General features: G+C 44.4%; 17 protein-coding genes and 2 pseudogenes. 9 read left to right on the forward strand and 10 right to left on the reverse strand.

Features of this window, described 5'->3' with window-relative positions; translation table 11 throughout:
- Nucleotides 1–117: pseudogene (locus DVY93_RS10775) on the forward strand (IS982 family transposase); the annotation flags it as partial.
- Nucleotides 118–635: 518 nt separating this feature from the next.
- Here the strand turns inward: DVY93_RS10775 and DVY93_RS10780 are convergent.
- Entirely contained in the window at nt 636–2840 is a 2205-nt protein-coding gene (locus DVY93_RS10780) for a malate synthase G (protein ID WP_230710742.1), read from the reverse strand.
- A 762-nt stretch (nt 2841–3602) separates the two neighbouring features.
- On the opposite strand from DVY93_RS10780, the gene DVY93_RS10785 reads away from it, so the two are divergent.
- On the forward strand, nt 3603–4253 hold the full coding sequence (locus tag DVY93_RS10785; protein ID WP_230710792.1) for a tRNA-(ms[2]io[6]A)-hydroxylase: 651 nt from the start codon (nt 3603–3605) through the stop codon (nt 4251–4253).
- Between the two features lie 174 nt (nt 4254–4427).
- Here the strand turns inward: DVY93_RS10785 and DVY93_RS10790 are convergent, their stop codons facing one another.
- The 6 genes from DVY93_RS10790 to mtgA all read right to left on the reverse strand — a co-directional run bounded on the left by DVY93_RS10790 (nt 4428) and on the right by mtgA (nt 9109).
- Nucleotides 4428–4631, reverse strand: a complete 204-nt coding sequence (locus DVY93_RS10790) for a hypothetical protein (RefSeq protein WP_230710743.1) — start codon at nt 4629–4631, stop codon at nt 4428–4430.
- A 58-nt stretch (nt 4632–4689) separates the two neighbouring features.
- Nucleotides 4690–5070 (reverse strand): hypothetical protein, encoded by a 381-nt coding sequence (locus DVY93_RS10795; protein ID WP_230710746.1) that lies wholly within the window; start codon nt 5068–5070, stop codon nt 4690–4692.
- 68 nt (nt 5071–5138) lie between these two features.
- Nucleotides 5139–5405 carry a hypothetical protein gene (locus tag DVY93_RS10800; RefSeq protein ID WP_193006097.1) on the reverse strand — a complete coding sequence of 89 codons (267 nt, stop codon included), beginning with the start codon at nt 5403–5405 and terminating at the stop codon, nt 5139–5141.
- Nucleotides 5406–5484: 79 nt separating this feature from the next.
- Complete coding sequence (locus tag DVY93_RS10805; protein ID WP_193006096.1) at nt 5485–5655, reverse strand: hypothetical protein; 171 nt, start codon at nt 5653–5655, stop codon at nt 5485–5487.
- Between the two features lie 407 nt (nt 5656–6062).
- Nucleotides 6063–8213, reverse strand: coding sequence for a polyphosphate kinase 1 (gene ppk1, locus DVY93_RS10810; protein ID WP_230710794.1), 2151 nt, complete (start codon nt 8211–8213; stop codon nt 6063–6065).
- A gap of 209 nt (nt 8214–8422) precedes the next feature.
- Entirely contained in the window at nt 8423–9109 is a 687-nt protein-coding gene (gene mtgA / locus DVY93_RS10815) for a monofunctional biosynthetic peptidoglycan transglycosylase (RefSeq protein ID WP_193006095.1), read from the reverse strand.
- 232 nt (nt 9110–9341) lie between these two features.
- Here mtgA and DVY93_RS10820 point away from each other — a divergent pair, with 232 nt between their 5' ends.
- The 5 genes and pseudogenes from DVY93_RS10820 (at nt 9342) to DVY93_RS10840 (ending at nt 13932) form a co-directional block, all read left to right on the forward strand.
- Nucleotides 9342–9674 (forward strand): glutaredoxin family protein, encoded by a 333-nt coding sequence (locus DVY93_RS10820; protein ID WP_198333980.1) that lies wholly within the window; start codon nt 9342–9344, stop codon nt 9672–9674.
- Between the two features lie 32 nt (nt 9675–9706).
- The gene (locus DVY93_RS10825; protein ID WP_230710748.1) at nt 9707–10894 is read left to right on the forward strand and encodes an alpha-hydroxy acid oxidase; all 1188 of its coding nucleotides are present in this window, start codon (nt 9707–9709) and stop codon (nt 10892–10894) included.
- Nucleotides 10895–10994: 100 nt separating this feature from the next.
- The gene (locus tag DVY93_RS10830) at nt 10995–11963 is read left to right on the forward strand and encodes a rhomboid family intramembrane serine protease (RefSeq protein WP_230710749.1); all 969 of its coding nucleotides are present in this window, start codon (nt 10995–10997) and stop codon (nt 11961–11963) included.
- 123 nt (nt 11964–12086) lie between these two features.
- Entirely contained in the window at nt 12087–12896 is an 810-nt protein-coding gene (locus DVY93_RS10835) for a MipA/OmpV family protein (RefSeq protein WP_230710751.1), read from the forward strand.
- 287 nt (nt 12897–13183) lie between these two features.
- Nucleotides 13184–13932: pseudogene (locus DVY93_RS10840) on the forward strand (IS5 family transposase).
- 12 nt (nt 13933–13944) lie between these two features.
- On the opposite strand, the gene DVY93_RS10845 reads toward DVY93_RS10840, so the two are convergent.
- Together DVY93_RS10845 and fumC are read right to left on the reverse strand one after the other, a co-directional pair.
- The gene (locus tag DVY93_RS10845; protein WP_230710754.1) at nt 13945–14481 is read right to left on the reverse strand and encodes a hypothetical protein; all 537 of its coding nucleotides are present in this window, start codon (nt 14479–14481) and stop codon (nt 13945–13947) included.
- 233 nt (nt 14482–14714) lie between these two features.
- Complete coding sequence (fumC, locus tag DVY93_RS10850; protein ID WP_193005393.1) at nt 14715–16118, reverse strand: class II fumarate hydratase; 1404 nt, start codon at nt 16116–16118, stop codon at nt 14715–14717.
- A 195-nt stretch (nt 16119–16313) separates the two neighbouring features.
- On the opposite strand from fumC, the gene DVY93_RS10855 reads away from it, so the two are divergent.
- Together DVY93_RS10855 and DVY93_RS10860 are read left to right on the forward strand one after the other, a co-directional pair.
- On the forward strand, nt 16314–16958 hold the full coding sequence (locus tag DVY93_RS10855; RefSeq protein WP_230710756.1) for a 5-formyltetrahydrofolate cyclo-ligase: 645 nt from the start codon (nt 16314–16316) through the stop codon (nt 16956–16958).
- Complete coding sequence (locus DVY93_RS10860; RefSeq protein ID WP_198333973.1) at nt 16958–17212, forward strand: hypothetical protein; 255 nt, start codon at nt 16958–16960, stop codon at nt 17210–17212. The genes DVY93_RS10855 and DVY93_RS10860 overlap by 1 nt, the downstream gene beginning before the upstream one ends.
- A gap of 111 nt (nt 17213–17323) precedes the next feature.
- Here the strand turns inward: DVY93_RS10860 and DVY93_RS10865 are convergent, their stop codons facing one another.
- On the reverse strand, nt 17324–18685 hold the full coding sequence (locus DVY93_RS10865; protein WP_230710758.1) for a Na+/H+ antiporter family protein: 1362 nt from the start codon (nt 18683–18685) through the stop codon (nt 17324–17326).
- Between the last annotated feature and the right edge of the window lie 147 nt (nt 18686–18832).

Consider the following 18832-nt stretch of genomic DNA (forward strand, 5'->3'; position numbering starts at 1 on the left):
TTATGGCATTTGTCTCATCGATTGATTCGTAAGATTCTTTCACACAATCTGTGCTTTGTACTCAACAAAAAACTTGGTAACCCGCCTCTTCAGTTTGAATTGCTTATTTCAAGTTGAGAGTGGGGTAATTTTAGTAATGAGCGAGCTATTATTAGCCGGTGCCCAAAATGGTATCGTCACAAATCCTCAAAGATATAATGTGTAACTGGCTACCGAGATTAGTCAGAAACAAGTGTGGCGAAGTTCTATTACCGTAAGATGAAAAAAACCATGACTTACATAACTGGGATCGAAATCGTAACTGCCATGTAAACGTTGGTCTTTATCGCTCTGTTGCGTAACATCCGTTACCAAACTCATACTTCGAGTACAAGCATAACAACTTTGACATAATTTGCAACATATTTTTAAGTCTTTGATGACGAAAAATTCTAAAACCCATATTTAATCTAAGGTTTAACGATTGTTCAGATAAAAACAAAAAAATACCCCTACTTGCCATTGGCAAATAGGGGTAACTTCTATAAATAATCGACGTAAAAATATCGCTTTAAGTATGCTTGAGCAATACTAAGTATTAAAGGACTACTCAACCATGGGTAAGTAGCCCCAAAATAACGTTTAAAAATAACGAACTAGCAATGCGTATTGGCTTTTAAGTCTAAACGCGCTTGATGCAATAATGGCTCAGTGTAACCACTTGGCTGCTCACGACCTTTAAAGACTAGATCGCAAGCAGCTTTAAAGGCGTAAGAATTATCAAAGTTATTGGCCATTGGCTGATAGCCATTATCGCCCGCATTTTGCTCATCGACGACTTTTGCCATGCGCTTCATGGTATCCATGACTTGCTGTTCGCTAACCACATCATGGTGCAGCCAGTTGGCAATGTGCTGACTTGAGATACGCAAGGTTGCACGGTCTTCCATTAGACCTACATCATTGATATCTGGTACTTTAGAACAGCCAACGCCTTGGTTTACCCAGCGTACGACATAACCTAGGATACCTTGAGCGTTATTATCAAGTTCTTGCTGCTTTTCTTCTTCTGTCCAGTTGGTATCTTTGGCCAATGGAATGGTCAAGATATCATCTAAGCTGGCACGCTCACGGGATTTTAGGCTATCTTGTACATCGGCAACATTGACCTCATGGTAATGCATGCTGTGCAAAGTAGCGCCCGTTGGGGATGGAACCCAAGCTGTGCTAGCGCCTGCTTGTGGATGGGTGATTTTGCTTTCCATCATCTCTTTCATTTCATCAGGTTTGGCCCACATGCCTTTACCAATTTGAGCGTGGCCTTGTAGACCGGTCTCTAAACCGATATCGACGTTCCACTGCTCATAAGCTGGCTGCCATGCTTGCGATTTCATATCGCCTTTACGGACAAAGGGTCCGGCGTTCATACTGGTGTGCATCTCATCACCCGTACGGTCTAAGAAGCCCGTATTGATAAAGATAACGCGCTCTTTTGCTTGGCGAATAGCTTCTTTTAAGTTAACCGTCATACGGCGCTCTTCATCCATCACACCGATTTTAATGGTATTACGCTCTAAACCTAATAAGTCTTCGGCGGCGTTAAACAAATCGTTCGCCATTTTGACTTCTTCAGGGCTGTGCATTTTTGGCTTAACGATATACATCGAGCCCTTGCGCGAGTTTGATAGCTCGTTTTTACCTTTTAAATCATTTAAAGACAATAGCGGAGTAATCAAACCATCCATTAAGCCTTCAAAAATCTCTTCTTGACCGTTACCCAAATCAACCAAGATAGCCGGGTTTTGCATTAAGTGACCAACGTTACGAATCAATAGTAGCGAGCGACCTGGTAAGATAAGTGCGCCGCCATCTGGCGTGGTGTATTCGCGGTCTGGGTTTTGTTTACGCGTACGAGTTTTGCCGCCTTTTTCAAAGGTTTCTTGCAAGTCGCCATTCATCAAACCAAACCAGTTACGATACACTTCTACTTTTTCTTCGGCATCAACGGCAGCGATTGAGTCTTCGCAATCTTGAATCGCCGTGATAGCAGATTCAAGTAATACGTCTTTAATGTTAGCTGGGTCGTCTTTACCCACTGGATGGCTGCCATCGATTTGGATTTCAGCATGTAGGTTGTTGTTTTTTAACAAAATACCAGTTGGGCTTTCAGCCTCGCCGACAAAGCCTGCAAACTGAGCGGCATCTTTTAATTCAGTACTGCTATCGCCTTGTACGACTTCAAGCTTGCCATCGACAACTTTAAAGCCAGTAGCATCAGTGTATGAGCCTGATGCTAATGCAAAGCTTTCATCTAAGAATTTTTTGGCATAGGCGACGACAGCGGCGCCGCGAGTTGGGTTATAGCCACCTTTGGCTTCTTGACCATTTTCATCGCTGATGACATCTGTGCCGTACAAGGCGTCGTACAAGCTGCCCCAACGCGCGTTAGTTGCGTTCAATGCATAGCGGGCGTTACGGACTGGTACCACCAACTGCGGGCCTGCGATATGGGCAATCTCGTCATCGACGTTTTGAGTGCTGACTTTGAAATCATCGCCTTCTGGTAGTAAGTAGCCGATTTCTTGTAAAAACGCTTTATAAGCTGGGTAATCAATATCGCCATTTTTGGCAGGATTGTCGAGATGCCACTGGTCAATTTGCTGCTGAATTTTGGCACGGGTCGCGAGCAGCGCTTTATTACGCGGCGTAAATTCTTTAATAACCTTTTCAAAACCTGACCAATAGCTGTCTGAATCAACACCGACTTTCGGCAGCACTTCGTTTTCAATAAAATCGAACATCTGCTTATCGATGGCAAGAATGCCCTTTTGAATACGATTGGCGTTAGAAGACTGGCTCATATTGTTATCCTTATCTGTTCGTGAGGTGTGTAAAGACGAAGTTGCTACCGCAGTGATTGGACACTGTCGTTCGTAGGCTTAGGCATCTATTCCCAATTTAAATGACCTATTAAGCAAACTTACTGATTAAGTTATCATATAAGCTAACCGTGAATAGCGACTCAAGCGTTTAAACAGCCAAAACATTTATGCTCGTTCTACCTTGTCATAAAATATGCTCGGCCATACTAATTAAACGGTTTTGAAGAGACGGTAGCTAGATGACTGCTGGTTTATTTCGTATCAGCAGTTGCTATATGCTTGCCATTTACCATCAAGCGATATTTAATAGTAAGACAAAAAGCCGCTTAAGCAAAATCTCATCCTACTATCAAATAAAGAAATAAACAAGAAAACCTCATTTACTAAATAAATATTGGGGTTGTCTAATAATGATAACCTATACGCCATCAGTGTTATAGCACTTTCATACCTCTCACTAATGACACAGAAGGATCATACAGACAAACGATAAGTAATCATTAGCACAGTGATTGATACGTAAGCGTTATCTATTTAACTTTTTATGTGCGATCAAAACGTCTTAAACACTCGACCATGACAGAAACGATGCATAAAGAATCTATGAATAAAGAAACCATATATAAAGAATCTATGAATAAAGAATCTATGAATAAAGACACTACCTATATAGGAAACGACAGTATGAGCGACAGCATTATTAGTGACAACATGAGTGATCACGGTACTGACGACAACAATATGGCAGAAGATAGCGTCGACATCGCCCAATTGCGAACGCCTATAAAAGTAGACCTCTCCCCTGTTTATAATTTTTTGGGAGCTAGAACCACAGAGTCTTGGGTCAATGCAGCGATGGCAAACTTGCCTACTATTATTCAAGACCACGCCAACTGCGAAAAAAAAGCGGCCGGTACCGCCATGAATTTGATATTTCGTTATGAGTTTTCTTATGATTTGCAGCGTAAATTGGCGCAGCTAATACGTGAGGAGATGCTCCATTATGAGCAAGTGCTGGGTATCATGAATAATCGTGGACAGGACTGGCAATACTTAAGTGCAGGCCGTTATGCCAAAGGTATGTTAAAACACAAGCGCACTTACGAGCCGGCAGCGATGGTAGATGTACTGATCATTGGGGCATTTATTGAAGCGCGTTCTTGCGAGCGGTTTGCGGCATTAGCAGAAGTTATCAACGATGCGCGCTTGGCAAAATACTATCGCTATTTATTGAAGTCAGAGAGCCGCCATTTTGAGGACTATTTAGCACTAGCGCAATCACTGTCTGAAGACAATATTGATGAGAGAGTGGTATTTTTTAAAGCAGTAGAAGCCGAGTTGATTTCCAGTCCAGATACTGAGTTGCGCTTTCACAGCGGCACTCCTGCTTAATATCAGCTTGTTGTCCCCTTTCTTACACTTACAAAAATCTTATACATATAAAAAAAGAGGCAAGCACTGAGCAAGTGCTTGCCCCTCCATCTCTCTTCTTGACAGAGGCGTAAAACTGGCTTCTCTTGTATTAACTTTTGCAGCGTAAAAAATTTGGACAATGCCATAGACATATTACTTATCATTTTCCATTAGTGGACTATCATACTGTTTCTTATCTTTGACAATGTTATGCGGGTCATGATCATCAGTTACTCTTTCTGCAGCAGCGGGATTGGCCTTTTGTAGTGCATCATCAGGCACGATACCATTATTGTCATCCGCGTCTTTTAGCTTGCGATCTTCATTAATAATTTGTTTGTCATCTGGTATGCTCATTTTTATTCCTTAGGATATATTCCTTGTTGATACGTCTTTTTCAAAATACCCATTTCATCTATCGGATACTGTCCTTCTCGTCAGGATTCAGCACGCGGGTCTGAGCATTATCTATATTGGCATAGCGATTCATATCATTGATCTTTTGGCTATCAGGCGACTCGCTACCCACGGTTTTTTCATTAATATTATCGTCAAAGCCGTTGCCTTTTTGATCGCGGCGATCAGGCTGGCGTGCTGGATTATCATCATCATTGACGTGTTCTGAGTCGACTATCCCTTCTTCAAAAGTATCCGTCCCTTTATTTTCAGTGATGTTCTCTTCTAGTTCATCATGATTATCGGGACGCATGTTCATCGTCTGCGCCTCGCCCAATGTTTGATGGGTATCGGTTTCTGTGATTCGAGTTTTACTCAAAGCTGGATCTTTGGTTTCCATAATTGGTTCCTTATAATTATAATGTGTCTCTTTTAGACAGCTAAAGCACTATTAACAGTGACTAGTAGCTACTCATTGCCATCTTGGCTTAAATCATGAGCGTTTAAGCTTGCAACGTTTTTGCCGCCTGCTGGCAGATTTTCTTCTTTACGCGGATCCACGTAGACTTCATCCGTCTCTTCTGAGGCTTGCTGAGGCCCATCTATATCCGGTTCGTGTTTTCGGCCTTCATAACTGTTTTTTGGATTGGCCGGTTGCCCTGTAGCAGGATCTTGGATAGGGACGGCTTCCTCGTCATTGGGTTGCGTATTCTTTGGGGGGATAGGATTTGACATAATGGACACCTCACCGTGGTGGTTAGAAAAGTCAGTTAAAAGACTGCGGTTACTTCTGCTCAGACAAGCGTAGATAAAATTACTTATCTGTACGCAAGTCGTCTTCGATAAAAGGCGTTTGCTCTGTTCCATCTAGCTGTTCAGGCGCATCTACTTTTTTGCTCTCTTCAAGGTTTTTTTCAATTTGTTGCTTATCCGCTTGTTCAGCGGCTTTTTTCACATCGGAGGTATCATTATTTGTATTACTCATGGCAAGTTCCTGTTTTTATAGTCGGTTAATTACTTATTTTTTATAGGTCTATATGTTTATAGGATTGTATAACAGCTATCTATTTTCTTATAAGTGCACATTCTAGATTCGAAAGTGGTAATCACTGCTATAGACGTGTCATCACTACCTTTAAGTATAAGGAGCATGTTGCAAAAGCTACCAGTGTACTGCCGTATCAATATGTGAATAAATGTGAGGTTACAAGACAGTTTGTAACTTTGGGATAGCCTTTGGAATAACCAGCACAAAAAAACCAAGCACTGAGGTGCATCAGTGCTTGGTTCTCGGCGTCTCTTAACTACGCTCCCTTCACCACATTCCTTTAACCACAGGGTTAGCTACCCTTTTAACACTACATGGTCTCTTTGAGTAGACGAAACGGCGTCTTATACGTTATTAATGACTTTTAGCAAGTATTCTTGGGCGCTGTGCGGGGTTTCGCTGTCTACTGGCTGAAGCTGTTGCCAGACGCCATTACCATCCAACGTCCATGCTTGCGTATTGTCTTTTAGATAATTGAGTAAGCCATCTTGATAAACTTGCTTAAATAACTTTTTGTCTTCAATTGGAAATGCCACTTCCACGCGATGGAACAAGTTACGATCCATCCAGTCAGCACTACCGCAATACAAGCGCTCATCACCGTTATTATAAAAATAATAAACACGCGTGTGCTCCAAAAAACGACCAATAACAGAGCGCACGGTGATGTTTTCAGACAATCCTTTTACTTGTGGACGCAGGCAGCACATAGAGCGTAAAATCAGCTCAATTTTGACCCCAGCTTGCGACGCATCATACAATTTACCGATCAGGCGACGTTCAGTTAGGGCGTTGACCTTAACAATAATGTGAGCGTGTTTTCCTGCTTTTGCATGAGCGATTTCATCATCGATAAAGCTCATCAATTTATCATGCAAGGTAAATGGTGCATGCAAAAGCTTTTTGAGGTTGGCAGGCTTACCCATCCCTGTCAGCTCTTGAAAGATATTATGCACGTCTTCTGAAATATGAGGATCTGCGCTAAATAAGCCATAATCCGTATAAACTTTGGCGTTGGCCGCATGATAATTACCCGTCCCTAAATGCACATAGCGGCGAATCCGGTCATCCTCACGGCGTACGATTAGCATCAGCTTGGCGTGGGTTTTGTAACCGACGATACCATAGACCACGACCGCGCCAGCTTCTTGTAAGTAGTTGGCAACCGCAATATTAGAGGCTTCATCAAAGCGGGCACGTAGCTCAATGACGGCCGTCACTTCTTTGCCATTACGGGCAGCAGCGGCAAGCGCCTTGACGATCTCTGAATTGGTGCCTGAGCGGTATAAGGTTTGCTTGATCGCTAGCACTTTTGGGTCGCTCGCAGCCTGCCACAATAGGCTAACAATAGGCGAGAACGCATGAAAAGGATGGTGTACCAGCACATCACTTTTGCGCATCGCTGCGAACATACTGGTCGCTTTGTCCAGTTTATCCATCTCACGGCGAAACTCTTTTGGTATCACCTGCGTAAAAGGCTGATAACGCAGTGCTGGGATATTAAAATCAAACAGCAGACGCGTTAAATTGACGGGGCCATTGACACGGTACAACTGATTGTCGTGCAGCTCAAACTCATTGAGTAAATACTCACTGATGTGTGTTGGACAGTCGGTGGTGACCTCAAGACGTACTTTATCACCAAAACGGCGGTTTTCCAGCTCGCCTTCCAGCGCTTTGGCAATATCCTCGACATCATCAGCCAAGTCTAAATCAGCATTGCGTGTGAGTCTGAACTGATGACAACCCGTCACATTCATCCCAGGAAATAGCTCACCGATATGCTCATGAATGATGGCAGATAGCATGACGTGATGCTCTTTACCACCAGTTAACTCATCAGGCAGACGAATCACACGCGGCAAACTGCGCGGCGCTGGCACAATCGCCAAATTGATATCACGACCAAAGGCATCTTTGCCTTCTAAGGTTGCAATAAAGTTTAAGCTCTTATTGACCAAACGCGGAAACGGATGGGCAGGATCAATGCTAATCGGCGTCAATACTGGGGATACTTGCTCCGTAAAATAGCGCTTCATCCAAGCAGATTGCTCAGCATTTAGCTCATCACGTTTTAGGTAACGAATGTCTTCCTTGGCAAGGGCAGGTAAGATATCTTCATTAAGAATACGATATTGCTCATTGATCGCATCGTGCGTTACTGTCGAGATCTCGTTAAGTACTTCACTAGGACGCATACCATGCGCACTGGTCGATACATCGCCAATATTGAGCTTTTGCATGATACCGGCGACACGAATCTCAAAAAACTCATCGATGTTTGATGAAAAAATAATCAAGAAAAATAAACGCTCAAGTAGCGGGTGCCGAGGACTGGCGGCCTGTGCTAAGACACGTAGATGAAACTGTAATAAAGACAAGTCACGATTGATATAACTGCTGGGTGAATAGCTGCCGTCTTCTGAGCGTTGCCATGCCACCTCGGCCAGATTCTCATCGCCTCTGCTGGTTTGGGCATTGACACTCACACCCATATTATCAACATCAATGGCGTGATTGACCTCACCACCATTGTCTTGTTTATCATTCACATCCACCACGTCACTACTCCTTTCGCCTTATCGATACGCCATCATTTTTTATACTAATCGTTAAAACCGTTTTGTCCTACCTTTATTTAGCACAGCGATTGATGAAAAAACACCTTACCGCTACTCAACTCCTATCTCACACAAATAGTACTTTAAGCTGATTGAGGTAACGCTGCATTTTTCATGCGTTTTTTGATAATACGCTGCTTATTGCGCAGGCTTCTATCACCTTGGTTGTCTTCATAGTACTTTGGGTTAGTCAGCATAGCGATAAGCAAGGCTGATTCATCGCGATTCAGGTTGGCCGCTGATTTATCAAAGTAGTGCTGCGCCGCCGCTTCGATACCATAAATACCATTGCCAAACTCTGCCACATTGAGATAAGCGGTCAAGATACGCGTCTTATCCCACAACGTCTCAATCATTAATGTGATCACTGCTTCTTCGGCTTTACGAACGTACGAGCGATGGGAGGTCAAAAACAAATTTTTTGCCAACTGCTGCGTAATCGTTGAGCCACCCGCTGACATCTTACCTGTCTCTTCGTTTTTCTTACGGGCCGCCTCGATACCTTTAAAATCAAAGCCACTATGCTGGCTAAACGTCGAGTCTTCACTCACTATCGCGGCTTGCTTGGCAGATTTTGCAATCGCATCGTACTCTGTCCATGTTTGCGTGACATCCCCACCTGTTAAACGATGGGTCAGCATAAACATGCTGTTATTAATAGGCTGCGTTTTCCAAATTAACAGCAGACCTGCGACCAACACATGGAATGCGACCACTAACAACATGATTGCTAATAATAGTCGTTTAATAAATTTGCTAAAACTTGCCATGCGAGATACCCAAGTGATTGAAAAGATAATAAGATAAAGTAAGACGCTATTCGTCAGAAACGAGAAGCCAATAACGATGACGCACTAATTAAAAACAGCAGGTCATCTTACCTAATCTCACAATCGCTGTCATTATTTACCCCACTTCTTTATCATGTCATAAAGGCCAAACAATATTCACAGTTTTGATGAAACCTCTAAACGAGCACCGTGTGAAGACAAGGGAATAAACATGCACGACAACCACATAAACGATGACAATGTAGACATATTACGGGCACGAATCATTGAGGAGATCCCTCACCTTGGTACGGCGCAAAACCTTGATAAATGGTGGCTACTTGGCACCTCTGGCTGTCATTTATGTGAACTCGCTGACCAACTCATCACTCAGTTTCAAGCGGTACAGCCCATTGCTTACGAACATGTCGATATCGCTGACTTGGATGAGTCACTGATGATGACATTTGCGACCACCATTCCTGTCATTTTGACACCCACCAAACGCTTAGACTATCCGTTTTCGGTCATGGATTTACAGCAACTGCTCACTCCACAGTCTTAAGCGATTAATCACCTCTCTGCAGCGAGAAAATCATGAAGAATTTAGAAAAAGTGACAGACATTGAAGATCTACGGCGAGTGGCCGAACGTAAAGTACCGCGTATGTTTTATGATTATGTCGATTCAGGCTCATGGACTGAGACCACTTACCGTAATAATGAAAGCGATTTTGACCGTATTAAGCTGCGTCAGCGCGTATTGGTCAATATGGACAATCGCAGTCTGGCCACGCACATGCTGGGTGAGCCAGTCAAAATGCCAGTCGCCATCGCGCCAACTGGGTTTACGGGTATGATGTGGGCGGATGGAGAGATTCATGCGGCAAAAGCAGCAGAAAACTTTGGTGTGCCCTTTTCTTTATCGACCATGAGTATCTGCTCTATCGAGGACATCGCCGCCCATACCAGCAAGCCGTTTTGGTTTCAGCTGTACGTGATGCGCGATCAAGCCTTTATGGCCAATCTGATACGCCGTGCCAAGGAAGCAAATTGCTCTGCACTTATCTTAACAGCCGACTTGCAGGTGCTCGGCCAACGCCACAAAGATATTAAAAATGGGTTATCCGCGCCGCCCAAACCGACATTGACCAATATTCTCAATCTCATGACCAAGCCGCAATGGTGCCTGAACATGCTCGGTACGAAAAGACGCACGTTTGGCAATATCGTCGGTCATGCAAAAGACGTGGAGGATCTCTCATCCTTATCCGCTTGGACGGCAGAACAGTTTGATCCTGCGCTCAGCTGGGACGACGTCGCCCGTATCAAAGACATGTGGGGCGGCAAGCTGATCATCAAAGGCATCATGGAGCCTGAAGATGCCATCATGGCTGCTCGGAGCGGAGCGGATGCGCTGGTGGTGTCAAACCATGGTGGGCGTCAATTAGATGGTGCGCTCTCCTCTATCTCTGCCCTCACAGACATTGTACAGGCTGTCCATGCCGAAAATAGCAATATCGAGGTGTGGCTCGACAGTGGTATTCGCTCTGGTCAAGATGTGTTAAAAGCCATCTCTTTGGGTGCCAAAGGCACGATGATCGGCCGCGCCTTTCTGTATGGGCTGGGCGCGTATGGTGAGGATGGCGTGCGCCGTGCGCTGGAGCTGATTTATAAAGAGTGTGATGTATCCATGGCGTTCTGTGGTCATACAGACATCAATAAAGTCACAGAAGATATTTTAGTAAAAGGGACTTATGAGAATCTTAAAGTTAGCCATTTTTAACACTGACACCCTTTAGACAATGGCGGCACGCTTATGGATGACGTGGTCTGGCCATACCCTGTATACTTTACTGACCAACTTTTAGTAACAGTTAGCTTTTATGACCATTCAACAATTATTAAAAACTGCGCCCGTCACCACTTTGCTACTGATCAGCTTTATTGGGCTGTTTATTCTGCAAGTGCTGACAGGTGTCGACGCCAACAACCCCTCGACTGAGGCGCTGCTCAAATGGGGCGCCAATGCCTTACCTTTTACGATGGGTGATGAGCCATGGCGATTGGTCAGCAGTGCGTTTTTGCACATCGGCCTGATGCACCTATTGTTCAATGGCTTTGCCATGTATTTTTTTGGACAAGTGGCCGAGCCCATGTTTGGCTCAGCCAAGTTTTTGGCGTTGTTTTTGTTGGCGGCAATCGGCGGCAACCTGCTTAACAATCATGTCACTTGGCAGAGTATCTTAGAGGGCACAGGACAACCAGGGCTATCAGCGGGAGCGTCTGGTGGTATCATGGGTATCGGGGCGGCATTATTGATAGCGGCGCTGTTTAAGATATCGGTCAATGGCATGGTGCTCAACCTTAAAAGCTTGGTATTTATCATGGGTATCAACCTTGTGTATGGGTTCGCGGTACCCGGTATCGATAATGCGGGTCATATCGGCGGCGCGATCACAGGACTGGTGATTGCACTGGCTTTTGCGATTGCCTACCGTCAGTGTATGGCAGTCACGGTGCAAAATACGCCTGTCGCTCATCGCCCTTATCAAAATAACGACCAGAGCCATTATCAACCTGACTATCAAGCCCGCTATATCGATCAGTCCTCTAGCCTTGATACTTACTCGGCCAATCACCATTCCGAGTTTGATAACCGTACTGGCATAGATTCAAATATCAATATCCCTACGGCTCATACCAGTGTGACAGAACAAAAAACGCCTGCGACACCCTCGCTTATCTGGACACTGCTGCCATGGGTAATGATGTTATTGATCAGCATTGGCTTTGTTTGGTGGTGGCAAGATATTCATTATCAAATAGTACAAGTATTAAAAACCATTGAGTAAACCACGGTACTTATTTATCATGGCTAAATAGCTGATAAAAACAGCGTACTCACGTCACTTGTCCTACGCCATGACGCCGACCAGATTATTCTACTCAACCATGCCCACACACGAGACTCAATTATGTTTAAACTTGCAGCGCTACCTCACCTATCTACGCGCAACTTACTGGGCGCCTTCACGGCTACTGCGTTATGCAGTATGGCTAGCATGTCCAGTGCCGCCCCTTTTAAAAACCTCCCTGCTGACCAAGATGCCGTCTTGAGCGTTGGGGTAAACGTCATGGCGGTCAAATCAGCCTATGACCTAGAAGACAGTACCGAGGTGCGGGTGCTGCCAGGGGCGTTTTATGATAATAATAAGTTCTATGTCCGCGGTGCCCAAGCTGGGGCATATCTGATCAATGATGGGGCCAATCAGCTGTCCGCCTATGCCAAGCTTGCGGGTTCTGAGTTTGAGCCTGATGATGCCAATGGCGCCCTTCAAGGTCTTGATAAACGTAAATCATCAGTAGAGGCGGGTCTCAGCTATCAGCGCCGTACGGCTATCGGCGGTTTCCGTGCTCAGTTTGGGGCGGATGTGTTAGATAATAGTGGTGGTAACACTGGGCGCTTGACCTACCTTTCCAGATATAGCAAGGACAAGCTAACGGTCTATCCAAGCTTTGGCTTTGAATATCATGATGCTGACTACAACGAATACTATTATGGCGTCAGTGATCAAGAATCAGCAGAAACTGGCGTTGCCGCTTATAAATCTAACTCAAGCTTGAACCCTTATATTAATATCAGCGCCAACTATGATTTCAATGATAAATGGGCAGGATTTGCCAATCAAAGCTTAAGTTATTTGTCGAATGAGCAATATGATAGCCCGATGGTAGACTCACGTACTGAGGCGACCACGACGCTTGGTTTGCTTTATAAGTTTTAGTTGAGTTTAGATTTTTGATATAAAAAAGACCTTGCCGCGCAATGTGGTAAGGTCTTTTTTATTTAATAACGTTAGGTATAAGATGCTCCTAGCACATCAATAGAATATGCAACTCTTGAAAGCAGTGTGTAACATGCATTTTGGTATATAAGGCACTTTGCTCTTTCAGATTAAATAGAAAAATTTTAAACATATTTAATATTAAACTAGGGCGTGTCATCAAATAGAACAGTTATTTTAGAATAAGCTATACTAATTCTATATATAGCAAACTGAGCTCAAATATTATGACAAGACGACATGCCCTGCGTGATGACCAATGGGAGAAGATTAAAGACCTTCTGCCCGGTCAACCAGGTGACGTTGGTGTTACCGCAAAAAATAACCGCTTATTCGTAGAAGCAGTTCTTTACCGCTATAAGACCGGCATCCCTTGGCGTGACCTACCTGAACGCTTTGGCGACTTCAGAGTGATTCATACTCGTTTTAGCCGTTGGTCAAAAAAAGGCATATGGGAGCAGGTTTTTAATCAGTTATCCGAACAATCAGATGATGAATATGCCATGCTAGACGCCACTATTGTTAAAGCCCATCAGCACAGCGCTGGAAAAAAAGGGATCAAGCCATCGGCCGCAGCAAAGGTGGATTGACCACTAAAATACATACTCGTACAGATGCGCTAGGCAATCCTACTGGCTTTTATCTGACGGGTGGAGCAGCGCATGACCTGTGTGGCTCAGATGAGCTATTAGATGTCAGTATTAGCCAAACTTGGCTTGCCGATAAAGCTTATGATGCTGATGCCCGTGTTATTGAACCGATTAAAGCAGTACAAGGCCATGCAGTCATACCATCTAAGTGTCATCGGCTGCAGCCAAGAGGCTTCGATAAAGAGCTCTATCAAGCACGGCATCTGATCGAGAACTTCTTTGCCAAGATCAAGCAGTACCGTGCGATTGCCACTCGTTATGATAAGTTAGCCAGTCATTTCCTTAGTGCGATTCATCTGGTTTCTTGCGTGGTCTGGCTTAATTGATGACACGCCCTATTATCCTCTTAGTTTTTTAATGCTTCTGAAGTATCTAATTACAGCAGAATCAGGCTTAGACTTTGATACTCTCGAGAAATGTTTAAATACTTCAGTAACTCCCGACTCTTGAAGTATTATTTCTTTTGTGGCTCTAGAAGATTTATAAACCTTTTCTTTCGCTGTTGCGATATTGAGATCGTCATCGCAGTTCAGTACATCTTCAGCTCCCACATATGCGGTTGCGACCTGAACCATGACATCCTCATTCAGATAGAAAGCATTCTTATCCATAAATGTACAAAGAGAATGTATTACAGAGCTAACTAAGCTTTTTCTTTCTGTTTCATTCAAATTCGTGTTTGTCATTGCTTCTGATACTATCTCACCACCTTCAACAAAAATTGTATATAGTTCTTCATGCACAGATAATCGTTTATCAAACACTTTTTGAGAGTAAACCTCAATCCTTTTATTTCTATGGAAGTACTCTCCAAGTAAAACACTAAGCAAGACTCCTATTACTACTCCTGCCAATCCAATTAATGCACTTTCCATTCTTATTCCTTATAATGTGCAAAAATTTAATTTATTATAATACTTTTACTAGTATTTTGTTTCAAATATAAGTATCACTAGCGGATCTTCTTAGTTCTAGTAGAAATCGTAGCACTCGCTTCACATAGCTCAATAGATATAGTAAGAAAGCAGAGCCAGTTTCAAAATTGCAAACAAAAAAGACCTTGCCAAACGACAAGGTCTTTTTTTATGCTAAGAAAGTATTAAATAACTTACTTAGGATGCACCATATCCGCAGGCGTTACCCACTCATCAAACTGCGCTTCGGTGAGTAGCTCTAGCTCAACCGCAACTTGCTTCAAGGTTTTGTTTTCTTTATAAGCCGTCTTAGCGATTTTAGCAGCGTTTTCATAACCAACATGGCGGTTTAATGCCGTGACTAGCATCAATGAGTTATGCAAGAAGTCATCGATTTTATCTTTTACTGGCTCGATACCCACCGCACAGTTTTCGTTAAAGCTGTTGCATGCATCGCCAAGCAGCTTGATAGATTGCAACAAGTTAAAGGCGATTACTGGCTTATACACGTTTAGCTCAAAGTTACCTGACGCGCCAGCCATGCTGATCGTCGTGTCATTACCCATGACTTGCGCCACAACCATCGTCATGGCTTCTGACTGAGTTGGGTTTACTTTGCCCGGCATGATAGAAGAGCCTGGCTCATTTTCTGGAATCGTCAACTCGCCCAGACCGCAACGAGGGCCAGATGCCAACCAGCGTACGTCGTTCGCGATTTTATTTAAGCTACCTGCCAATGTCTTTAGGGCGCCTGAGGCAAATACTTCGGCATCACGAGCGGCAAGTGCTTCAAATTTATTTGGTGACGTGACAAATGGCAAGCCAGTCAAAGTCGCTAATTGCTCAGCTGCTTTTACGGCATAGTCAGGATGGGCATTTAGACCAGTACCAACCGCAGTACCACCTAGTGGCAATTCATATAGACCTTGTAGCGCGTTATCGATACGAGTCAATGAATGGTCAAGTTGGCTGACATAGCCGCTGAACTCTTGGCCCAATGTCAAAGGCGTGGCGTCTTGCAAATGCGTACGACCGATTTTTACGATGCTATCGAATTCTTTGGCTTTTTTGTCCAACGTATCACGTAGTGCGGTAACCGCAGGAATCAACAAGCTGTTGATCTGACGAGCCGCAGCCACACGAATCGCCGTTGGGAAGCTGTCATTGGTAGATTGCGCGTGGTTTACATGGTCATTTGGGTGAATTGGCGTATAGCTGCCGCGCTCAGAACCAGCGATTTCGTTGGCACGGTTGGCAAGTACTTCATTCATGTTCATGTTTGACTGTGTACCAGAACCCGTCTGCCATACGACTAGGGGAAACTGATCCGTTAGACCACCGTTGATGATTTCGTCAGCAGCCTGTACGATTAAGTCACGCTTGTCCCCTTCGATACGCTCAAGACTGGCGTTGGTAATCGCAGCCGCCTTTTTAACCATTGCCATCGCTTCGATCATCGGACGCGGCAATGTCTCGCCACCGATTTTGAAGTTTTCGCGGCTACGCTGAGTTTGCGCGCCCCAATAAGCATCAGCTGGGACTTCCACGTTGCCCATGGTATCTTTTTCCGTACGAGTTGCCTGATTCTGTGTCGACATAACTACCCTCTTTGATGATTTGATGTATGGCTGAGCCGTAAAAAGTGCAACATCTGCTGCACATAAAGAAGAATACGATGTAAAGTGGCGTTATGATAGCATGACTAGGCCGTGTTGAATATTCACAAATAAGCTTTGCTAGCGTCTAAAAGCACCAGCCCTCATCAACTTAATACATGATCGGATAGTGTCTCTATGCCTCCTGAACCAAACAATCCTAAGTTACCTGAATTGAAGGCGTCTAAAGCCAGTAACCCACCCAGACGTTTGTTTACGCGTCAGCGTCGTCAGTTAAGTGATGGTGAGCGTAGACAATATGCTCAGTCCGCAAGCTTGCATTTAACCAAATTACAGCAGCGGTTGCCAATCAATGCGCGTATTGGTCTATATTATGATGGTTTTGGCGAGCTGCCCACTCAGCCACTACTGGATTGGTGCAAGCGCTTAGGCTATTCCCCTTATTTGCCTGTGGTGGGTTCTTTGGGTAATGACGATAAACGATTGCGCTTTGTGCCCATTTATCATACTAAACTCGTCAACGTACCAACTCGCATTCACCGCTTGGGCATGAAGCAAAACCATCATCGCAGGCTACTTTGGGCACGCGAGTTAGATGTCATTATCTGTCCGCTAGTGGCAGTAGATTTAAACGGCAATCGCATGGGCATGGGTGGCGGTTTTTATGACACCACGCTTGGTAAAATCTATCAGTCAGGGGCTAAAAAACCCCTTAAAATTGGCTGGTGTTATGACTTTCAAGTGGTTGACACCTTGCAACGGCAACCTTGGGATGTGCCGTTAGACGCCCTCATTACCCCAAATGGGATAAGGTGGTTTTGATGAAGGATAATAAAAAGTCTGAAAAAGACGCTAGCGCTGCTGATTCCAGTGCGGACAGAGTGGATGAATATTTGCAAACGTTAGGTAATGAAGATGCTAGAGAGCAACGTTACTACAGTCAAGAGCAACCATTTAGCTCTGAGGAGATGACAAGGCTCATCAATGAAGAACGCTTAAATGAGTTACTCGCGCAAAGTGATGACTTTTTGAGTAGTTTAAATGATGAGATAAATGATTTTGATGATGAATACTAAGAAATACATCGATTAAGCAATGAATAAAAGTTAAAAAAGCGAGTGTAGTTACTATTTATGATAGTTGCTATACCCGCCTTTTATATCAAACCCAACCATTCAAGTCATTTGCTAAAGTACCATCGCCGCAATCCAGCCAAACACCAGTAGCGGAATGTTGTAGTGCAAAAATGTCGGTACCACACTGTCTTTGATGTGGTCATGCTGACCATCGATATTTAGACCAGAGGTTGGCCCCAATGTCGAGTCTGATGCAGGCGATCCTGCATCACCTAACGCGCCAGCAGTACCGATAATCGCCACAGTCGCCAATGGCGAAAACCCTAAAGAGACGCAGAGCGGTACATAAATCGCAGCCAAAATAGGAATGGTCGAGAATGATGAGCCAATACCCATGGTCACAATCAGACCAATCAGCAGCATGATAAATGCCGCCATGGCTTTGTTACCACCGAACAGTGACGCGGCACCATCAACGAGTGGCTGAATCTGCTCAGTGGCTTTCATGACTTCAGCAAAACCCTGCGCCGTAATCATAATAAAGCCAATCATCGCCATCAGCTTGATACCGTCATTAAAGACACCATCAGCATCACGCCACTTCACCACACCTGTTGCCATAAAAACACCAAAACCAAACATTGAGCCCAGTAATAGCGAGTCCGTGTAAAGCTGGACAACAAAAGCGGTGACAATAGCAGCTAGTGCAACCAGCGTTTTAAGCTTGCTCTGCGACTGGGCACCAGCGGCCGTTTTACTAAGCGCATCCCCCTCTACCACTGCGTCGCGTGCTTCTTTATCTATCGCCACTTGCTGATACTCTCGCGGCTTACGATAACTAATAAATACCGCTATCAGCAAACCAATCAGCATACCCAATGCAGGAATGGCCATGGCTGTCACCACAGAAATATTGGCAACATCAATACCCGCTTCACCCACGTTTTTGAGCATGATTTGGTTGAGATAAATATCACCAAAGCCATACGGAATAAACATGTAGGTGGTGACCAGCCCGAAAGTAATCAGACAAGCAATCAGACGTCTATCAATGTGCATCCGATTAAACGCCAACAACAATGGCGGCACAAGCAGCGGGATAAACGCAATGTGAATAGGAATTAAATTTTGACTAAAGCAGCTCATGGTGATTAAGCCGGCAAATAGCATGTACTTAATCATGCCACTCGTGCCAGCGGCGTCAATGCGCTTGATGACCGCCCCTGCCAAAGACTGCGGCAAGCCCGAATGCGCAATCGCGACCGCAAAGGCGCCAAGTAACGCATATGAGAGCGCGATTTGCGCACCATTACGAATACCTTCTTGAAAGGCCTCTAAAGTATCTGTGATACCAAGACCCGCCAGCAGGCCGCCCGCCAGCGCCCCAATTAGTAAACTGAGCACCACGTGCACTCGCGAAAGTGACAGCCCCAGCATGATGATGACTGCTAGCAGTACTGCATTGATTGCCATGTGTTGTCCTTTGTTCGGTCTGATCGCTCTGTTTGGTCTGATTGCGACCTATGAATAACTTAAAACCTGTGAATACGGCCTTAGCGTCTCAAACGACTTCTATGGTTGGTATAAAATAAAAGTGAGACGCTAATATTGGCGCGCGTC

The sequence above is a fragment of the Psychrobacter sp. CCUG 69069 genome, assembly GCF_021023115.1.
Lineage (GTDB): Bacteria > Pseudomonadota > Gammaproteobacteria > Pseudomonadales > Moraxellaceae > Psychrobacter > Psychrobacter namhaensis.